The sequence below is a fragment of the Caballeronia choica genome (assembly GCF_001544535.1).
GTDB lineage: Bacteria > Pseudomonadota > Gammaproteobacteria > Burkholderiales > Burkholderiaceae > Caballeronia > Caballeronia choica.
This window is the reverse complement of the sequence record NZ_FCON02000019.1, coordinates 80,016-97,348: the sequence shown is the minus strand read 5'-3', so window position 1 is coordinate 97,348 and position 17,333 is coordinate 80,016. Positions and strand designations below refer to the sequence as shown.

Sequence of the window (17,333 nt, the reverse complement as noted above, 5' to 3'; positions counted from 1 at the left end):
ACAACAGAGAGAATCGGTAACTTTTTCGGGGGTTTGTAACAGGCAAAATTAACCGATCCCTTTTATGTTTTTTATTCCGGGCGCGCTTAATTTCCGATTTTCGAAAGAGATATAGGCAAGCGGACACCACGCAAGAAAACGCTTGAAGCGTCACCCGCAAACTGGCTTTGCATGGGAAAAACTAAGCGCCTTGCCGTCCGTCCATCGCGCTGTTCGTATCGTTTTGCATCGCGTGTCGCCCAATCAGGTCGACCAGCGAATTCAGGTTGGCCGGCTTGATCAGATGATGATCGATGCCTGCGGCAGCCGATCTGCGGCGATCTTCGTCCTGCCCATAGCCGCTCAGCGCGACGAGCAGGCAATGCGTCAGAACCGGGTCCTTGCGCATCGCCTTTGCCACCTCGTATCCGTTCATGCCCGGAAGGCCGATATCCAGGAGCGTGACTTGCGGCACGAAACTGTGCGCAAGCGCGAGTGCGGCGGCGCCGTCGAAGGCGCATCGCACGTCGTAGCCCTGCATCTCGAGAAACAGCTTGAGGCTTTCGGCGGACGCGGTGGAATCATCGACGACGAGCACTCGAAGCGCACTCTTGCGATGCAGGGGAAACACATCGGCGACGTGCACGGCTCGTTCGCTCGCGACCCGCGCCGGCAGCTTGACCATAAACCTTGCGCCGCGTCCCCGGCCGGCGCTCCAGCACTGTATCGAGCCACCGTGCAACTCGGCGAGGTGACGCGCGAGCGTGAGCCCGATGCCCAGGCCGCCCTGCGCGCGATCGAGTGAACTGTCGCCTTGCGCGAACAGGTCGAATACGTGCGGGATGAGTTGCGCGTCGATTCCCTCACCGTCATCGGTCACCGTGATGACGGCGGTGCCGTCCGCGAAGTCCGCCGCAAGCGAAATGTGCCCGCCCGGAGGCGAGAACTTGGACGCATTGTTGAGAAGGTTCGCGACAATCTGCGTCAGGCGAACGACGTCGCCCTCTATCATCACTTCGCAGGCGCCGGGGTCGCACTGGAAGACCTGCGAGCGCGCGGCGAAATGCGGCCGGCTCGTTTCCACGGCGCGCTCGACCACCGTGCGCAGGAGCGCCGGCTCGCGACGCAGCGACACCGTGTTGCGCGCGATCCGCGAAACATCCAGCAGGTCGTCGACGATGCGCACCATATGCTCGATCTGCGTGCCGATGATCTCCCCCGCCCACGCGGACACCGCCGCATCGCCCGGCGGCGCTGCTTTCATGACGCTCACCGCGTTGGCGATCGGCGCGAGAGGATTGCGAAGCTCGTGCGCGAGCATGGCCAGGAACTGGTTCTTGCGCCGGTCCTCGTCGCGCAGCGCGGAATACAGGATCGCGTTCTCCAGCGCGATCGATGCGCGGCTGACGAATTCGGTGACGACCGGAGCCGGCTGACGATTGTCGTCGTGGCCGATGACGCCGAAGGCGACCAGCGCCTTGCGCTGCGTGCCGGTCAGCAACGGGTGAAAGGTGACTTCATCGAAGATGAGCGATGGCGCAGCGGCCTCGCCCGAGGGCATCAGCGGGGCAAAGATCCCCGCGGTATCGTCGCGGCAGACCACCCGTTCGGCCGCTTCCAGCGCCTCGTCTGCCAGTTCGAAGAACCTGTCGAGCGGCGCTACGGACGCCGCGCCCGGCGCGCCGGCACTCGCGAGCGCGGCGCTCGCGAAGCGAATCGCCGAGCGCGAATCCGACTCGCCGTCCGCGGCGAGAAGGACACACGCCACATCGGCCAGCGCGGGCACGGCGGTATCGAGAATACGCCCGACTGTCGTTTCCACGTCGAGCGAGCGGGTCAGCGCGTGACTGACATGCGCGAGAAAATCGGCTCGCTGACGCGCCTGATCGGCAGCGGCCCGGCGCGCCTCCGCTCTCGCGACTTCCTCGCGTTGTGCCGCCCTCGCCAGCAACTCGCGATTCATCCGGTGCATCTGCACGAAAACGCCGACCTTCGCGCGCAGGATTTCGGGCACGACGGGCGACGAGATGTAATCGACAGCGCCCAGCGAGTAACCCCTCGCCATTTCCGCATCGTCCACGTAGGCGGTCACGAAGATGATCGGCGTCGAAGCGGTCCGGCGGTACGAACGCAGCATGCTGGCCGTTTCAAAGCCATCCATATGGGGCATGTTTACGTCGAGCAGGATGACGGCGAAGTCCTGTTCGAGGACCGCCTTCAGCGCCTCTCGCCCCGACGATACGGCGATCACGTCATGGCCCGGCGCTTCAAGAACCGTGCGCAGTACGACATGCTGGCTGGGCAGATCATCGACGATCAGGATGCTGACCTGATCTTCAAGCGGCTTGTCCGGTGACGACATGGGCTGCTCCTAGCGATGCAGCCACGCGTGCAGCACGGCTAGCAGGTCGTCGCGGTTGACGGGTTTCGACAGGTAGTCCCACGCGCCGGCCTCGATGCACTTCTCGCGATCGCCCTTCATCGCCTTCGCCGTGACCGCGATGATCGGCAGCGCCTGCCCGACCGGCCGCCGCCGAATCTCGCGCATCGTCGTCAGTCCGTCCATCTCGGGCATCATGATGTCCATCAGGACGATTTCGATATCGGTGTCCGCTTCGACCTGACGGATCGCATCGCGTCCGTTGTCGGCCCACACATGACGCATGCCAAGGTCTTCCATGATCGTCGCGAGCGCGAAGATGTTGCGCATGTCGTCATCGACGATCAGCGCCTTCCTGCCCTGCAATGCGCGCTCCGGCGCATGCAGTGCGTGGAGCATCGCCTGCGGCTCGAAAGGCAGCCGTTTGGCGTCGATGTGAAGGGCCGCCACGACCAGGTCGAGCAGACAGTCCGCACTCGCCGCAACCTGCACGACGAAGCCGTCGCGGCCAGATCGCCAGCGCTCGGATGGCGCCTCGCCCGCCGCGCTGACGATCACAGGTAGCGGCGCAAACGGGCTGCGCGATACGAGCGCTGCCTCGATGTCCTCCGGCCCGATGCCCGGCACGCTGTCATCCAGCACCAGCGCGTGCACTGCGGGCGACGCGAGCTGCGTCATCAGCTCATCGCGGGAACTTGCGAAGACGAGCGCGGCGAGATCGTCCTGCAAGGCGCTCGCCAGCAGGTCGCGTTCGCTTCCTGGCGGCAACACCGCGACGAGCACGCGCCGCGCGGTGTCGATATAGCCGGCCATCGCGTCGACCGCTTGATCGAGAATCTCGCGCGACTTGATCGGCTTCGGAAGGAACGCGAAAGCGCCCGAGCGCAGCGCACGCTCACGCGATTCATCGGTCGAGATCACGCACACGGGGATGTGCCGCGTCGCCATGTCGTGCTTCACGCGGGCCAGCACGCGCCATCCTTGCATGTCGGGCAGGAACAGGTCGAGCGTCAGCATGTCAGGCTTGAACTGATCGGCGAGCGTCAGCGCAACGGCGCCGAGCGCGGTCACCAGTGCCTTGAATCCCTGCTGACGCGCCGCTTCGACCATGACGCGCGCAAACGCGGGATCGTTCTCCACGATCAGCAGCACCCGGTCGCCGGGCTGGATGCTGTCCCGGTCGTCCGCGATCAGCGGATAAGCGGCTTCCAGCGCGCCCTGGCCCACAAATTCCGGGGCAATTGCCGGAATGTCTAGCACGGGGGCTGCGCGCAGCGCCGTATCCGCGATCGCGCTGGCGACGCCATCCTGTCTGGCCGGCGCCCGGCGGCTCGCGCGCGCGAGCTCGTTCTTGCGCGGCAGATAGAGCGTGAACGTGCTTCCCTCGTTGGGCTTGCTCATCAGGCGGATTTCGCCGCCCAGCAGCTTCGAGAGCTCGCGACTGATGGCAAGCCCGAGCCCCGTGCCGCCATATTTTCGGCTCGTGCTTCCATCGGCTTGCTGGAAGGCTTCGAACACGATCTGCTGCTTGTCGGCCGAAATGCCAATGCCGGTATCCTGGACCGAGAACGCGACGACCTGCCCGGCGCGGTTGAGCGTCTCGTTGTCCGCGCTCCAGCCACCGAACGCTTCGTCGACGGAGAGCGTGACGTGTCCCTGGTGCGTGAACTTGAACGCGTTGGACAGGAGATTCTTCAGGATCTGCTGCAGGCGCTTGAGGTCGGTATGAATCGATACCGGCAACTCGGCGCCGAGATGGATGATGAACTCGACGCTGCGGGCTTCGGCGACGTGGCGGAAAGTGCGCTCCACATACGTCGTGAGATCGGCAAGACGGTGTTCGGCGACATCGACGACGACGGTCCCGGATTCGATCTTCGACAGGTCGAGGATGTCGTTGATCAGCATGAGCAGATCGTTGCCCGACGAATGGATCGTTCTTGAAAACTCGATCTGCCTCGTCGACAGATTGCCTTCCGGATTCTTGCAAAGCTGGTCGGACAGAATGAGCAGGCTGTTGAGCGGCGTGCGCAACTCGTGCGACATGTTGGCGAGGAACTCGGACTTGTACTTCGACGTCAGTGCAAGCTGCTTGGCCTTTTCTTCGAGCGCCTGCCGAGCCTGCTCGACCTCCGAGTTCTTGCGTTCGACTTCCTGGTTCTGGTGCGCGAGCAGGCGCGCCTTTTCCTGGAGTTCCTGGTTCGTCTGCTGCAGTTCTTCCTGCCGGCTCTGAAGCTCCTGCGCAAGCGACTGCGACTGCTTGAGCAGATCCTCCGTGCGCATGTTCGCCTCGATCGTGTTGATCACGATCCCGATGCTTTCGGTGAGCTGGTCGAGAAATGCCTGGTGAGTCGGATTGAACCGTTCGATCGACGCGAGTTCGATCACACCCTTGACCTGCCCTTCGAACACGATCGGCAACACCAGCACGTTCTGCGGCACGACGCTGAGCAGCCCGGAGACGATCCGGTAGTCGCTAGACGCCGACGGCGCGAGCAAAATCTTGCGCTTCTCGACCGCGCACTGCCCGACGAGCCCTTCTCCGAGCTGCACGAGCTTGCCATGCGAGCGGTGCCCGTCCGACGCATAGCTCGCGACGAGCCTCAACGACGCAGCCTGCGCGCTTGCATCGAACACGAAGAACTCCGCCTGCTGCACACCGACAACCGGCGCGAGTTCCGACAGGATCAGATGGCCGACGGCCACCAGGTCCTTCTGGCCCTGCAGCATCCGGCTGAATTTCGCCAGGTTGGTCTTGAGCCAGTCCTGCTCGGTGTTGAGTTCGGTCGTGTCCTTCAGGTTGCGGATCATCTCGTTGATGGTGTCCTTGAGCGCGGCCACTTCGCCGAGCGCCTCGACCGTGATCGAGCGCGTCAGATCGCCCTGCGTGACGGCGGTCGCCACCTCCGCGATCGCGCGGACCTGCGTGGTGAGGTTGGCCGCGAGCTGATTGACGTTTTCGGTGAGTCCCTTCCAGGTTCCCGCCGCGCCCGGCACCTTCGCCTGCCCGCCGAGCTTTCCCTCGACGCCCACTTCGCGCGCCACTGTGGTGACCTGATCGGCGAAGGTCGCGAGCGTGTCCGTCATGCTGTTGATCGTATCCGCGAGCGCCGCGATCTCGCCCTTTGCCTCCACCGTGAGCTTGCGTTCGAGATCGCCGTTCGCCACGGCGGTGACGACCCGCGCGATGCCGCGCACCTGACTGGTCAGGTTGCCGGCCATGAAGTTGACGTTATCGGTCAGGTCCTTCCAGGTGCCCGCGACGCCCTGCACATCGGCCTGTCCGCCGAGCTTCCCTTCCGTGCCGACCTCACGCGCGACGCGGGTCACTTCCGAGGCGAACGAGCGCAACTGATCGACCATCGTATTGATGGTGTTCTTCAGTTCGAGAATCTCGCCCTTCACGTCGACGGTAATCTTCTTCGACAGGTCGCCCGCTGCAACGGCTTTCGTCACATCGGCGATGTTGCGCACCTGGCTCGTCAGGTTGCCCGCCATGAAGTTCACGGAATCGGTCAGGTCCTTCCAGGTGCCCGCGACACCCTGCACGTCGGCCTGCCCGCCGAGCTTGCCGAGCGTGCCGACTTCGCGCGCGACCCGCGTCACTTCGGATGCGAACGAGCTCAACTGGTCGACCATCGTATTGATGGTGTTCTTGAGTTCGAGGATTTCGCCTTTCACGTCGACTGTGATCTTCTTCGACAGGTCGCCCGCAGCGACGGCCTTCGTCACGTCCGCGATGTTGCGCACCTGGCTGGTCAGATTGCCCGCCATGAAGTTGACGTTGTCGGTCAGGTCCTTCCAGGTGCCTGCCACGCCCTGCACGTCCGCCTGGCCGCCCAGCTTGCCCTCGGTGCCGACCTCGCGAGCGACGCGCGTGACTTCGGAGGCGAACGAGCGCAACTGGTCGACCATCGTATTGATCGTATTCTTGAGTTCGAGAATCTCGCCCTTCACATCGACCGTGATCTTCTTCGACAGGTCGCCGGCGGCAACGGCCGTCGTCACGTCGGCGATGTTGCGAACCTGCGCGGTAAGGTTGCTGCCCATCGAATTGACGGAATCGGTGAGGTCCTTCCAGGTGCCCGCGACGCCCTGCACGTCGGCCTGACCGCCAAGCTTGCCCTCGGTGCCGACTTCACGCGCGACCCGCGTCACTTCGGACGCGAACGAGCGCAACTGATCGACCATCGTGTTGATGGTGTTCTTGAGTTCGAGAATCTCGCCCTTCACATCGACCGTGATCTTCTTCGACAGGTCGCCCGCCGCCACCGCCGTCGTCACTTCGGCGATGTTGCGGACTTGCCCTGTCAGGTTGCTGCCCATCGAATTGACGGAGTCCGTGAGGTCCTTCCACGTGCCCGCTACACCTTGCACGTCGGCCTGGCCGCCGAGCTTGCCTTCGGTACCGACCTCTCGCGCCACGCGCGTGACTTCGGAAGCGAACGAGCTCAACTGGTCGACCATCGTATTGATGGTGTTCTTGAGCTCCAGGATTTCGCCCTTCACATCGACGGTGATCTTCTTCGACAAGTCGCCCGCGGCCACCGCCGTGGTGACATCGGCGATATTGCGGACCTGGGCCGTCAGGTTGCTGCCCATCGAGTTGACCGAGTCGGTGAGGTCCTTCCAGGTGCCCGCGACGCCCTGTACATCGGCCTGTCCGCCGAGCTTGCCTTCCGTGCCGACTTCGCGCGCGACCCGCGTCACTTCGGAAGCGAACGAGCGCAACTGATCGACCATCGTGTTGATGGTGTTCTTGAGTTCGAGAATTTCGCCCTTCACATCGACCGTGATCTTCTTCGACAGGTCGCCCGCCGCCACCGCTTTTGTCACCTCCGCGATATTGCGCACCTGGCTCGTCAGGTTGCCCGCCATGAAATTGACGTTGTCGGTCAGGTCCTTCCAGGTGCCGGCCACGCCCTGCACGTCGGCCTGTCCGCCGAGCTTGCCTTCGGTGCCGACCTCCCGCGCGACCCGCGTCACTTCGGAGGCGAACGAGCGCAACTGATCGACCATCGTGTTGATGGTGTTCTTCAGTTCAAGAATTTCGCCCTTCACATCGACCGTGATCTTCTTCGACAAGTCGCCTGCGGCCACGGCCTTCGTCACTTCGGCGATGTTGCGCACCTGGCTCGTCAAATTGCCGGCCATGAAGTTGACGGAGTCGGTGAGGTCCTTCCAGGTGCCGGCCACGCCCTGCACGTCCGCCTGCCCGCCCAGCTTGCCTTCGGTGCCGACCTCGCGCGCCACGCGCGTGACTTCCGCCGAGAACGTACCCAACTGCTCGACCATGCGGTTGATGATCTTGGCCGTGCGCAGGAACTCGCCTTCGAGGGCACGGCCGTCCGCTTCGAGCGCCATGCTCTTGCTCAGATCGCCCTGCGCGACCGCGCCGATCACGCGCGCCACTTCACTGGTCGGATGGACGAGATCGGCGATCAGGGAATTGACGGAGTCGATCGAGCGGCGCCAGAAGCCGCTGGGATGCGGTATCGCCGCGCGCTCGTTGATGCGGCCTTCCTTGCCCACCGCCTGGCTCAGGCGCGCGAGTTCATCGGACATCCGGGTGTTTTGCTCGACGACATCGTTGAACACATCGGCGAGCTTGCCATGCAGCCCGGTCCAGTCCGCCGGAAGCGTGGTGCCCTCGCCTTTTCTCAGGGCCGTCAACGCGGCGTGGATTGCCCTGTTGCATTCGTGGGCAGTTCCGGTCGCCTCGATCAGACCGTTCATCCGACGAGCCTGCTGGAGCCAGAAGCCGCTCAGACGGTCGGTGTCGATGCGCGCGCTGCTGCTCGCGCGCAACGCCGAACCGTTTGCCGCCTGCTCGATCGCTTCGGTTTGTCGCTGGCACTGGTCCGCCAGCAGGTTCAGTTCCGCCGCGAGTCGCCCGCGCTCCCCTTGCCAGTCGACAGGCAATCTTTCGGTCGTCTCGCCGCAGCGCAACGCGGCAACCGCCTTGATCAGCAGAGCGAGTTCGCTGTCGGCTATCCTGTCGTCCGCAACCACGATCGTGTCCATCCGAAGCCTCGTTTTATAAGGTTCATCACTGCCGCACGCTTTGGGGTAGTCTCAGCGCGGATTTCATGGTTAATACGCCGGCTGCTAAATGAATTGTCTTCGATGGTGGCGTAGACGGCTATACGCGGTCAACGAATGGCTGCGAGCCGGTTTCTTTGGCGCAGGCTTTCGGAATCGCAAGGCTAATGGTGTAGGCGCATAACGAATTAAAGCTCTCAATTCGAAAATCAATGGCGCGCGAGCTGCTTCCCCCGGCGTAGCCGTTCTGCCCGGCACCTAAATCGACCCGAGCGATCGATCTCGCCGCTGTTCTGCGATGTCGGTCTGCTCGACCATGATGCCATCGGACAAAGCCGCTTTCAGCGCCTCCAGAAACTGGCTTACCGGCGCAGGAAGACGGCGGCCTCTCATCGTCGTGACTTGCAGGAAGCGCTCGTTCAATAGCGGCTCGTCGATGTGCTTCGCCAGCAAGGACGGCGCGCCCTCCATTCCCCGCAATGCAATCGCGCTGCCTAGCGTGATCGCCCCGGTCAACGCGGCGAACTGATGCATCGCGCTGGAGTTGTTGCTGGTCAACAAGGGCTCCAGATGTATTCCACGCAGCGAGCAGCACCAGTCTATGAGTTCACGAACCGTCGTCCCACGTTCAAGGACGGCCACCGGATAGTCCAAGAGGTCCTCGACGGTCACGGCATCCTTCTTCGCGAGCGGATGCGACGGGCGAAGCAACGCGCACACGGGCGCGCTCATGGTGAATTCAGCATGGACCGCGGTAGAGGTCGAGGTCGAGAACGCCAGCCCCACATCTACCTCGCCCATCGCGATCCATTGTTCGACCTGCGCGGGCGCGCCTGATCGCAACACGAACCGCGCTCGCGGATGCTCGGCATGAAAGCCCGCGAGAACGCTGGGCAAGAAGTTTCGCGTGAAGCCCTCGGTGCAGCCCACCCTGACGATGCCGCGTCCCAGCGCGTGCGCCTCGGCTATTTCGCTCAACACCGCGTCGGCGTCCATCAGCGCGCGGCGGGCATGTTCCGCGAGCAACTGGCCTGAGTCGGTCAGGACCATGCCTCGCGGCATGCGCTCGAAGAGCGGCGTGCCGACCTCATCTTCAAGCTTGGCAATCTGCCGGCTGATGGCGGACACGGCCACATGAAGGCTTTCGGAGGACGCGGCAAGCGACCCCGTTCGCGCCACCTCGAGAAAATACCGAAGCGCAATTCCGTGAAGCATCGTCGTGCCACCGTTTGTGCGTTGCCATTTCGGCAATGCTATCCGCAAATTTTGAAATTGTGGCGAATTTTTGGCGTTCCTAGACTGCCTCTCACATCATCAAAGATTGCGAGGAAATTCGGTGGAAGCTGACCAAAACACGCGCGCGGCAGCCATTGCAGGCGCGTATGAAATCTTCGACTCAGGCGCCCTGCTCGCTGATTTGCGGCGCCGCGTCGCCTTCAAGACCGAGAGCCAGAACGCGTGCGGAATGGCGTCGCTCAATGCCTATCTCGAACAAGAGATCAAGCCGACGCTTGCGACACTCGGCTTCGAAAGCCGCATCGTCGATAACCCGGCCGGCCACGGCGCGCCCTTCCTCATCGCCGAACGCCGCGAGGCGGAACACCTTCCGACCGTGCTCACCTACGGACACGGCGACGTCGTTCGGGGCTACGACGAGCAATGGCGCAGCGGCCTCGATCCGTGGCAAGTCACCGTCGACGGCGACCGCTGGTATGGCCGGGGAACGGCGGACAACAAGGGTCAGCATTCGGTCAACTTCGCGGCGCTCGGGGCTGTCATCGACGCCCGGCGCGGCAAGCTGGGCTACAACGTGAAGCTCATATTCGAAACCGGCGAAGAGATCAGCTCACCCGGCCTCGATCAAGTCTGCGCCGCTGAAGCCGACGCACTCCGCGCCGATGTGTTCCTCGCCTCCGACGGTCCGCGCGTCTCGGCAGAACGCCCGACGCTGTTCCTCGGCTCACGCGGCGGCGTGTCGTTCGAACTTCTTGTCGATTTGCGCGAGGGCGGTCACCACTCGGGGAACTGGGGCGGCGTCCTGCGCAATCCGGCGATCGTGCTGGCTCACGCGCTCGCAACACTGGTCGACCGCGACGGACGAATCATCGTGGAAGGGCTGCGCCCGCCTCCCATTTCCGATGCCGTCAGGAACGCGCTTGCCGACATCGAACTCGGCCGCGACGAAAGCTCGCCGGACATCGACCTTGCCTGGGGCGAGCCCGGACTGACGCCGACGGAGCGCGTGATCGGATGGAACGCCCTTGAAGTGCTCGCGATGAAGTCCGGCAATGCGGATGCGCCGGTGAATGCCATTCCTCCGGTTGCGAAGGCCGTGTGCCAGTTGCGCTTCGTGGTTGGCACGGACTGGCAACATCTGCGCGAGCACCTCGAGCATCACTTCGAGTCGCACGGTTTCGATCACGTGCAAGTGAAGGTGTCCGGCGGCACGCCCGCCACGCGCCTCGACCTCGACGACCCGTGGGTTCATTGGGCACTCGACTCGATGCGCAAGACCACGCACAAGAAGCCCGCGCTGCTGCCGAATCTCGGCGGCACGGTTCCCAACGATGTGTTCGCGAAAACGCTCGCGCTGCCCACGTTGTGGGTGCCGCATTCCTATCCGGCTTGCAACCAGCACGCACCGAACGAGCATCTGCTCGGCTCCGTTGCACGCGAGGCGCTCGGCGTCATGGCCGGCTTGTGGTGGGACCTGGGCGAAGCAGGACCCGCGATCGTCGAACGTCGCTTGTCACGCGCCTAGCGCGCTCCTGCAACACTCCTACTTCCCCGGGCAGAATCATGCAGAAGAAACCTCTCAGTCTGACGCAGATCGTCGTCGCAACTTCCGCCGGCAATGCATTGGAATGGTTCGATATCGCCATCTACGCGTTCTTCGCCGTCTATATCGCCAAGAACTTCTTTCCGACCGTCAACGAGACGGCGTCGATGCTCCTGACCTTTGGCTCCTTCGGCGCGTCGTACCTGGTTCGTCCGTTGGGAGGCATGGTGCTCGGCGCATATGCCGACCAGCACGGACGCAAGGCGGCGCTTCTTCTGACGGTCGGCCTGATGATGATCGGCACGGCCATCATCGCGGTGATTCCGACTTACGCGACGATTGGCCTTGCCGCTCCCATCGGCGTGTTCGTTGCGCGCCTGATCCAGGGCTTTTCCGCCGGCGGCGAGTTCGGTGCGTCGACGGCGATGCTGATCGAGCACGCGCCCCATCGACGAGGCTTGCTCGCGAGCTGGCAGTTCGCGACGCAAGGTCTCGCGACGCTCATGGCTTCGATGTTCGGATTTGCGCTTGCGAAGCTCATGCCGCCCGCCGAACTATCGGCATGGGGCTGGCGAATCCCGTTCTACTTCGGCTTGTTGATCGGGCCTGTCGGTTTGTATCTGCGCAGATTTCTCGAAGATGCGCCGGACTTCACCGAGGCCAGGCACACGGCAACGCCCGTTCGGGACGTGTTCGCCACGCAAAAGCTCATGCTGTTCGTATCGATCGGCGCGCTGACCGTGTCGACCGCCGCGAACTACTTGCTGCAATACGTGCCGACGTTCGCCATGCGCGAGCTTCATCTCGATCCGTCGACGGGCTTTGCGGCCAGCGTGCTCGCGGGGGCGATACTGACCGTCGTCACCCCTTTCGCTGGCTACCTGTCCGACCGCATTGGACGACTGAAACAGATGTCATTGACCGCCCTGCTGTTCGCGGTCACCGGATATCCCGCGTTCTCGTATGTGGTCTCGCATGTCTCTGTCGGCGGGCTGTTCGCGCTGGTCGGATGGCTCGCGTTGCTCAAGGCAATTTACTTCGGCGCGCTGCCAGCCTTGATGTCGGAAATATTTCCGGTTTCGACCCGCGCGACCGGCATGTCCATCGGTTATAACATCGGCGTGACTGTGTTTGGAGGCTTCACGCCTGCCATCATCATCTGGCTTCTCAGCGCTACGGGAAGCAAGGCGGCACCGAGCTTTTACCTCATGTTCACCGCCGTGATCAGCCTCGCCGCGTTGGCTGCCGTGAGCAAGATGCAACGCAAGCCGCAAAGGGACTACCGCGCGGAGCAACGAGCCTATTGATGGGCGGGGCGTTATCCCATTTGCCGTCATCGGAGCGCGTTTGCGCCTTCCTAGAGATCGAGCACCAGCGATTCACCCTTGCACCCCGAAACGCATACGGTCATCACCGCGTTGCTCGCGCGCTCGTCCGCGCTCAGTACCGTATCGCGGTGGTCCGGCTCGCCCGCCAGCACGCGGGTCTTGCACGCACCGCACAAGCCCTGCGTGCAGCCATGCGGTACCTCGACGCCCGCATCTAGCAGCGTCCGCAGCAGCGTGTTGCCCGGTACAACGTCGAGACTGCGTCCCGAGCGCCTCAATTCGACCCGGTAAGGCTTGTGCGTTTCCGCTGGCGCTTTGCGTGCGACGAATCGCTCGAGATGCACATTCGCAAGTCCAAGCGCGTTGCAATGGCGCTCGAAGTCGTCGAGCATCGGCGTAGGGCCGCATGCATAGAAATGCGCGTCTCGACGCCGCGTGGCGAGAAACTGCACGAGATCGGCGCGTTCGCCGTGCTCGTCGTTGAAATGCCAGGTGACCTGTAGTCCGAGCGCCTCGATCTCGTCGATAAATGCCGCCTCGCGACGCGAGCGCGCGCAATAAAGCAGTTCCACCGATCGTCCGAGCGCGCAAAGCCGGCGCGCCATCGACAGGATCGGCGTGATGCCGATTCCGCCCGCGATCAATACGCTATGAACCGCCTCTCTGTGCAGCGGAAAATTGTTGCACGGCCTGGAGATCTGGAGCTGCGTGCCGACGCGCAATTGCTCATGCACGTAGCGAGATCCACCGCGACCTGTTTCGACATTGAGCACGCCGATCACATACCGGTCTCGGTCGTCCGCCGAATTGCACAGCGAATAGCTGCGGATCATCCCGTCGGGCAAGTGAACGTCGACGTGAGCGCCTGCGTCGAAAGCGGGGAACATCGACCCGGACTGCGGTCGCAATTCCACGCTGACCACGCGCTGCGCCTCGTAACGGAGTGAGTGGACCACCGCGCGCAACGGCGCGCTTTCGGACTGCTTGCGCATGCGCGGCGGATGGTAGACCACCAGCATCTCCAGCGCCGAATCGCCGAGATTGCGAAAGGAATGCGGCATGCCCGCCGAAATCGGGCTCACCCACCCCGCCGTCACAGCTTTGACCTCGTCGCCGACTGTCACTTCGCCGTGACCTGACAACACGTAGAACAAGTGAGCATGCGGCTCGACATGTGTCGGAGAATATCCGCCGGGACCGACCGACGTCAGTTCGATGCTGTACGCGTTACCGGTGTATGCCGCGTCGGCGACCGTCTTGTAACCCGACTTGTCGATGAACAATCCCGTCAGCGGAATCCACGGCACTTCGTCCACATGCCATGTGACGGGTGTTTCGGCAGTGCTTGCATCGGACGGCTGGCAAACTCGCGCGGCAACATTCATTTCATCTCCTCCAGAATTCGGGGTGCGCTCTTCGTCGGCACGGCTGACGACGTGCCTATATCAAGCGCCCTATTTGCGGGGTTCGGGATCGTGGCTATACTCGATTCACCCCGGCGTCCTTGTGCGAATACTAGATATCCCGGTCAGGGTTGATCAAGATTGATTTTTAAAATCGACATGAAGAAACAGAACGACTTCCTGACCCGAGAAGAAGCGCTCGCGACGCTCGGCGTCAAGGTGGCCACGCTTTATTCCTACGTAAGCCGTGGTCTGATTCGCAGCGTTCCCGTGGCTGGGACCAAGCGCCATCTCTACGCAAGCGAAGACGTCGACCGCTTCGCGGCACGAGGGCGCGGCAGGCTGCCGCGATCCGTTACCGCCGGCACCTCAATGCGCTGGGGCGAGCCCGTGGTCGCCTCGTCGATTACCCATGTCGACGAGCGCGGTCCCGTCTATCGCAACCGCCGCGCGCTCGATCTTGCGCAGGCGGGCCATGCGTTCGAAGTGGTCGTGCATTTTCTGATCACGGGTGTCTGGCAGGACACGCAGGCCGACTGGCCGCTCAGCGACGTTCCCGCCGACACTGCCGCTTTGCTCGCGTCACATGCAAGGAGCATCTCGCCCGATGACATCGGCAATCTGCTTGCCATGGTTGCGTTGTCGCTCGGCATGCGCGGACGAAACCGCATCGAAATGGCCGATGGCGCCACGGTGCAAATGACGCGCACGATCCTTCACGCGTTCACGGGTTGTCTGGGCTTTGTCTCGCAGAATGGGCGATACGTCGCGCGCAAACCGGCCGAATCGATCGCCGAATGGGCCTTGCGTGCGAGCGGTGCGCCGGTGACGCCATCCACGGTGCAAGCGGTCAACTCAGCGCTCGTGATTCTCGCCGATCACGAACTCGCACCTGCCACGTTTGCGGCTCGCGTTGCGGCATCGATCGATGCGGGGCTGTGCAACTGTGTCGCCGCAGCCATCAGCGCGCATGTCGGCTATTCAACGGGAGCGGTCACCGATCGCGTGGAAACTCAGCTATTCGACGATCCCCGTGGCAACGTATCGAATGCTCGCCTTGAACTCGTGCGCACTCGCGGCGCAAGCCTGTATGGCTTCAACCATCCGCTATATCCGGCAGGCGATCCGCGAGCCGAAGCGATTCTTTCGCTGGCGGGCCGCTGCGGCGATAGCGACCCAGCGGTGCGCAAAACACTGAAGGCTCTCGAACGTCTACGCATCGACGACGGCATGACACCGGGACTCGCCGTCGCTCTCGTGCCTCTGACGCGCGCGCTCGGCATGCCACGAGGTAGCGCCACGGCATTGTGGATTCTTGCCCGCACGGCCGGCTGGTGCGCACATGTCGTCGAGCAGCGCATGCAGGCATTCATGCTGCGCCCGCGCGCGAAGTACGTTTCGGCGGCACCGAACGCAGGCTGATCGCGCGCCCGCACGTCGGCTCCTGCGGCCGATCACTGCTTTTCCGATAGTCGATTTTGAAAATCAATCTTGATTGAAAAATTCTGACCTCCCTAGTATCTGGACACGGATCGCGAATCGCGATCCGGTCAGGAGAAGGAAAGAGAATGCATCCGCCTGATGCGTTCGGAAAGCGCGCTGCGCCCCTTCGCTTCAGACGTGCCACGCCATTCATCGCGTGGCGTTGACAACTTTCGACAGCGGTATTCCGGCCATGCAAACGATAGATCTGCAGCAAGTGACCGACAACGCGCGCCTGCAATCATTTCACTGGAACCTGCTGTTCTGGTGTGCATTGATGATTGTTTTCGACGGATACGATCTCGCGGTTGCGGGCATTGCGTTGCCTTCGATGATGAAGGATCTCGCGGTACCACCAGCCAAAGCGGGTGCGATGGTCAGCGCCGCGCTCTTTGGCATGATGTTCGGCAACGTTCTGTTTGGCACGCTCTCTGCGCGAATCGGAAGACGCCGCACGATTGCAGTTTGCCTCGCGCTCTTCAGCGTCTTTACGGCGGCGGCGGGTCTCACCCATGATGCGTTGACCTTTAGCGCAAGCCGCTTCATCGCAGGGCTCGGAATGGGCGGTGTCATGCCAAACGTGGTCGCGCACATGACCGAGTATTCGCCACGTCGCGTGCGCAGTACGATGGTGACACTGATGTTCAGCGGCTATTCTGTTGGCGGCGTGCTTGCCGCACTGCTCGGAAGAGGTCTGATCGAGGCCCACGGCTGGCAATCCGTATTTCTCGCAGCGGGCTTGCCCGTCTTGCTCGTACCGTTTGTCTTGCGTGCGTTGCCCGAATCGATGCCCTATTTGATGACGGTGAACCGCTCCGCCGAATTGAAGCGTCTGCTCCTTCGAATCGATCCCCAGCTGTCTTTCGACGGGCCGGTCAAGTTCCTTCTTGCCGACGGCACAAAACCGCCTGAAGCCGTTCTCTCTCAGCTCTTCGACAATGGACGCGCCTGCAGTACCTTGATGTTCTGGCTCGCATGCTTCATGTGCCTCTTCATGGTGTACGCGCTCAGTTCGTGGCTCGTGAAGCTGATGACCGGCTCGGGCTACGGCCTCGACACCGCGCTGACGTTCATCTTCGTGCTGAACCTTGGCGCGGTGCTCGGCGCCGTGGGCGGCGGCTGGCTCGCAGACCGCTTTCACATCAAGCGCGTGCTTGTCGGCATGTATCTGCTCGCGGCGGTTTCCATTGCACTGCTCGGCTATCGTCTGCCGATGGCATGGTCCATGGTTCTCGTGGCTTTGGCGGGCGCGGCGACGATCGGCAATCAGATCGTTACGATCGCCTATGCCGGTCAATACTACCCGACAGCCATGCGCGCAACCGGCGTCGGATTCTCGCTAGGCGTCGGACGGCTCGGCGCCATTACCGCGCCGGTTCTCGTCGGTATGCTGGTGGGCATGGAATTGCCGTTGGCCCATGATTTCCATGCGATTGCGATTCCGGCCGTCATCGCTGCCATTGCGATCTCCGCGATCGACCATCGACGCTCCGCATCGTCTCATCTCGATGCGTTGAGGCAGGTATGAATTCGATGAGCCGATCAGCCATTGATCGGGTCAGCCGAGCGTGCTCACTCGCCCTTGCGTGTTCCGAAAAGCAGCTGTATCCAAGGGGGTTTGAACCACTGCGCCCAGCGCGGCTCGGCCTTGTCCGGAATGACTGGTTCGCCGTCAGGCGACTTGCGAGCGAGCAGTTGTTCCAGCGTGGTTTCCGCTATCCGGCTCCCTTCCGCGAGACTCATATGAGCCGGCAGCCGCGCGTTCAGCGCGACTGGATCAGCGAGCAGCGCCCGCAACGCCTGCTCGTCCATCGCTTCGAGCTGCAGTTCGTACTCGATTTCCAGCGTGCTTTGCAATTCGGTCAAAGTCAGCATGTCGTCCGCCTCCGGGGTTCAGCGACGACGAAGGTTCGTCGCTTCTTCGGGCACACTGCCTGCGC

9 protein-coding genes and 1 pseudogene are annotated in these 17,333 nt (G+C 62.8%); 4 read left to right on the top strand and 6 right to left on the bottom strand.

Annotation, left to right across the window (positions count from 1 at the left end; genetic code table 11):
• Window positions 1-181: 181 nt before the first annotated feature.
• The 3 genes from AWB68_RS11660 to AWB68_RS11650 form a co-directional block, all read right to left on the bottom strand.
• A complete protein-coding gene (locus AWB68_RS11660) occupies window positions 182-2,341 on the bottom strand; it encodes a response regulator (RefSeq protein ID WP_087644496.1) in 2,160 nt (719 codons plus the stop codon).
• A gap of 9 nt (window positions 2,342-2,350) precedes the next feature.
• Window positions 2,351-8,383: a HAMP domain-containing protein gene (locus tag AWB68_RS11655; RefSeq protein ID WP_200828677.1), complete on the bottom strand. Its 6,033-nt coding sequence runs from the start codon at window positions 8,381-8,383 to the stop codon at window positions 2,351-2,353.
• A gap of 276 nt (window positions 8,384-8,659) precedes the next feature.
• Window positions 8,660-9,616, bottom strand: coding sequence for a LysR family transcriptional regulator (locus tag AWB68_RS11650; protein ID WP_087644495.1), 957 nt, complete (start codon window positions 9,614-9,616; stop codon window positions 8,660-8,662).
• Window positions 9,617-9,737: 121 nt separating this feature from the next.
• On the opposite strand from AWB68_RS11650, the gene AWB68_RS11645 reads away from it, so the two are divergent.
• Together AWB68_RS11645 and AWB68_RS11640 are read left to right on the top strand one after the other, a co-directional pair.
• Window positions 9,738-11,162: a M20 family metallopeptidase gene (locus AWB68_RS11645; protein ID WP_087644494.1), complete on the top strand. Its 1,425-nt coding sequence runs from the start codon at window positions 9,738-9,740 to the stop codon at window positions 11,160-11,162.
• 35 nt (window positions 11,163-11,197) lie between these two features.
• Window positions 11,198-12,487 carry an MFS transporter gene (locus tag AWB68_RS11640; protein WP_087644506.1) on the top strand — a complete coding sequence of 430 codons (1,290 nt, stop codon included), beginning with the start codon at window positions 11,198-11,200 and terminating at the stop codon, window positions 12,485-12,487.
• A 50-nt stretch (window positions 12,488-12,537) separates the two neighbouring features.
• On the opposite strand, the gene AWB68_RS11635 is transcribed toward AWB68_RS11640, so the two are convergent.
• Window positions 12,538-13,500 (bottom strand): PDR/VanB family oxidoreductase, encoded by a 963-nt coding sequence (locus tag AWB68_RS11635; protein ID WP_235028281.1) that lies wholly within the window; start codon window positions 13,498-13,500, stop codon window positions 12,538-12,540.
• Window positions 13,501-13,893, bottom strand: a pseudogene (locus AWB68_RS49320) (cupin domain-containing protein); the annotation flags it as partial.
• 177 nt (window positions 13,894-14,070) lie between these two features.
• Here AWB68_RS49320 and AWB68_RS11630 point away from each other — a divergent pair.
• Window positions 14,071-15,333, top strand: a complete 1,263-nt coding sequence (locus AWB68_RS11630) for a citrate synthase (protein WP_200828676.1) — start codon at window positions 14,071-14,073, stop codon at window positions 15,331-15,333.
• Between the two features lie 253 nt (window positions 15,334-15,586).
• Window positions 15,587-16,921: an MFS transporter gene (locus AWB68_RS11625; RefSeq protein ID WP_087644492.1), complete on the top strand. Its 1,335-nt coding sequence runs from the start codon at window positions 15,587-15,589 to the stop codon at window positions 16,919-16,921.
• 44 nt (window positions 16,922-16,965) lie between these two features.
• On the opposite strand, the gene AWB68_RS11620 is transcribed toward AWB68_RS11625, so the two are convergent.
• Window positions 16,966-17,259, bottom strand: coding sequence for a hypothetical protein (locus tag AWB68_RS11620; protein ID WP_125482916.1), 294 nt, complete (start codon window positions 17,257-17,259; stop codon window positions 16,966-16,968).
• Window positions 17,260-17,333 lie beyond the last annotated feature (74 nt).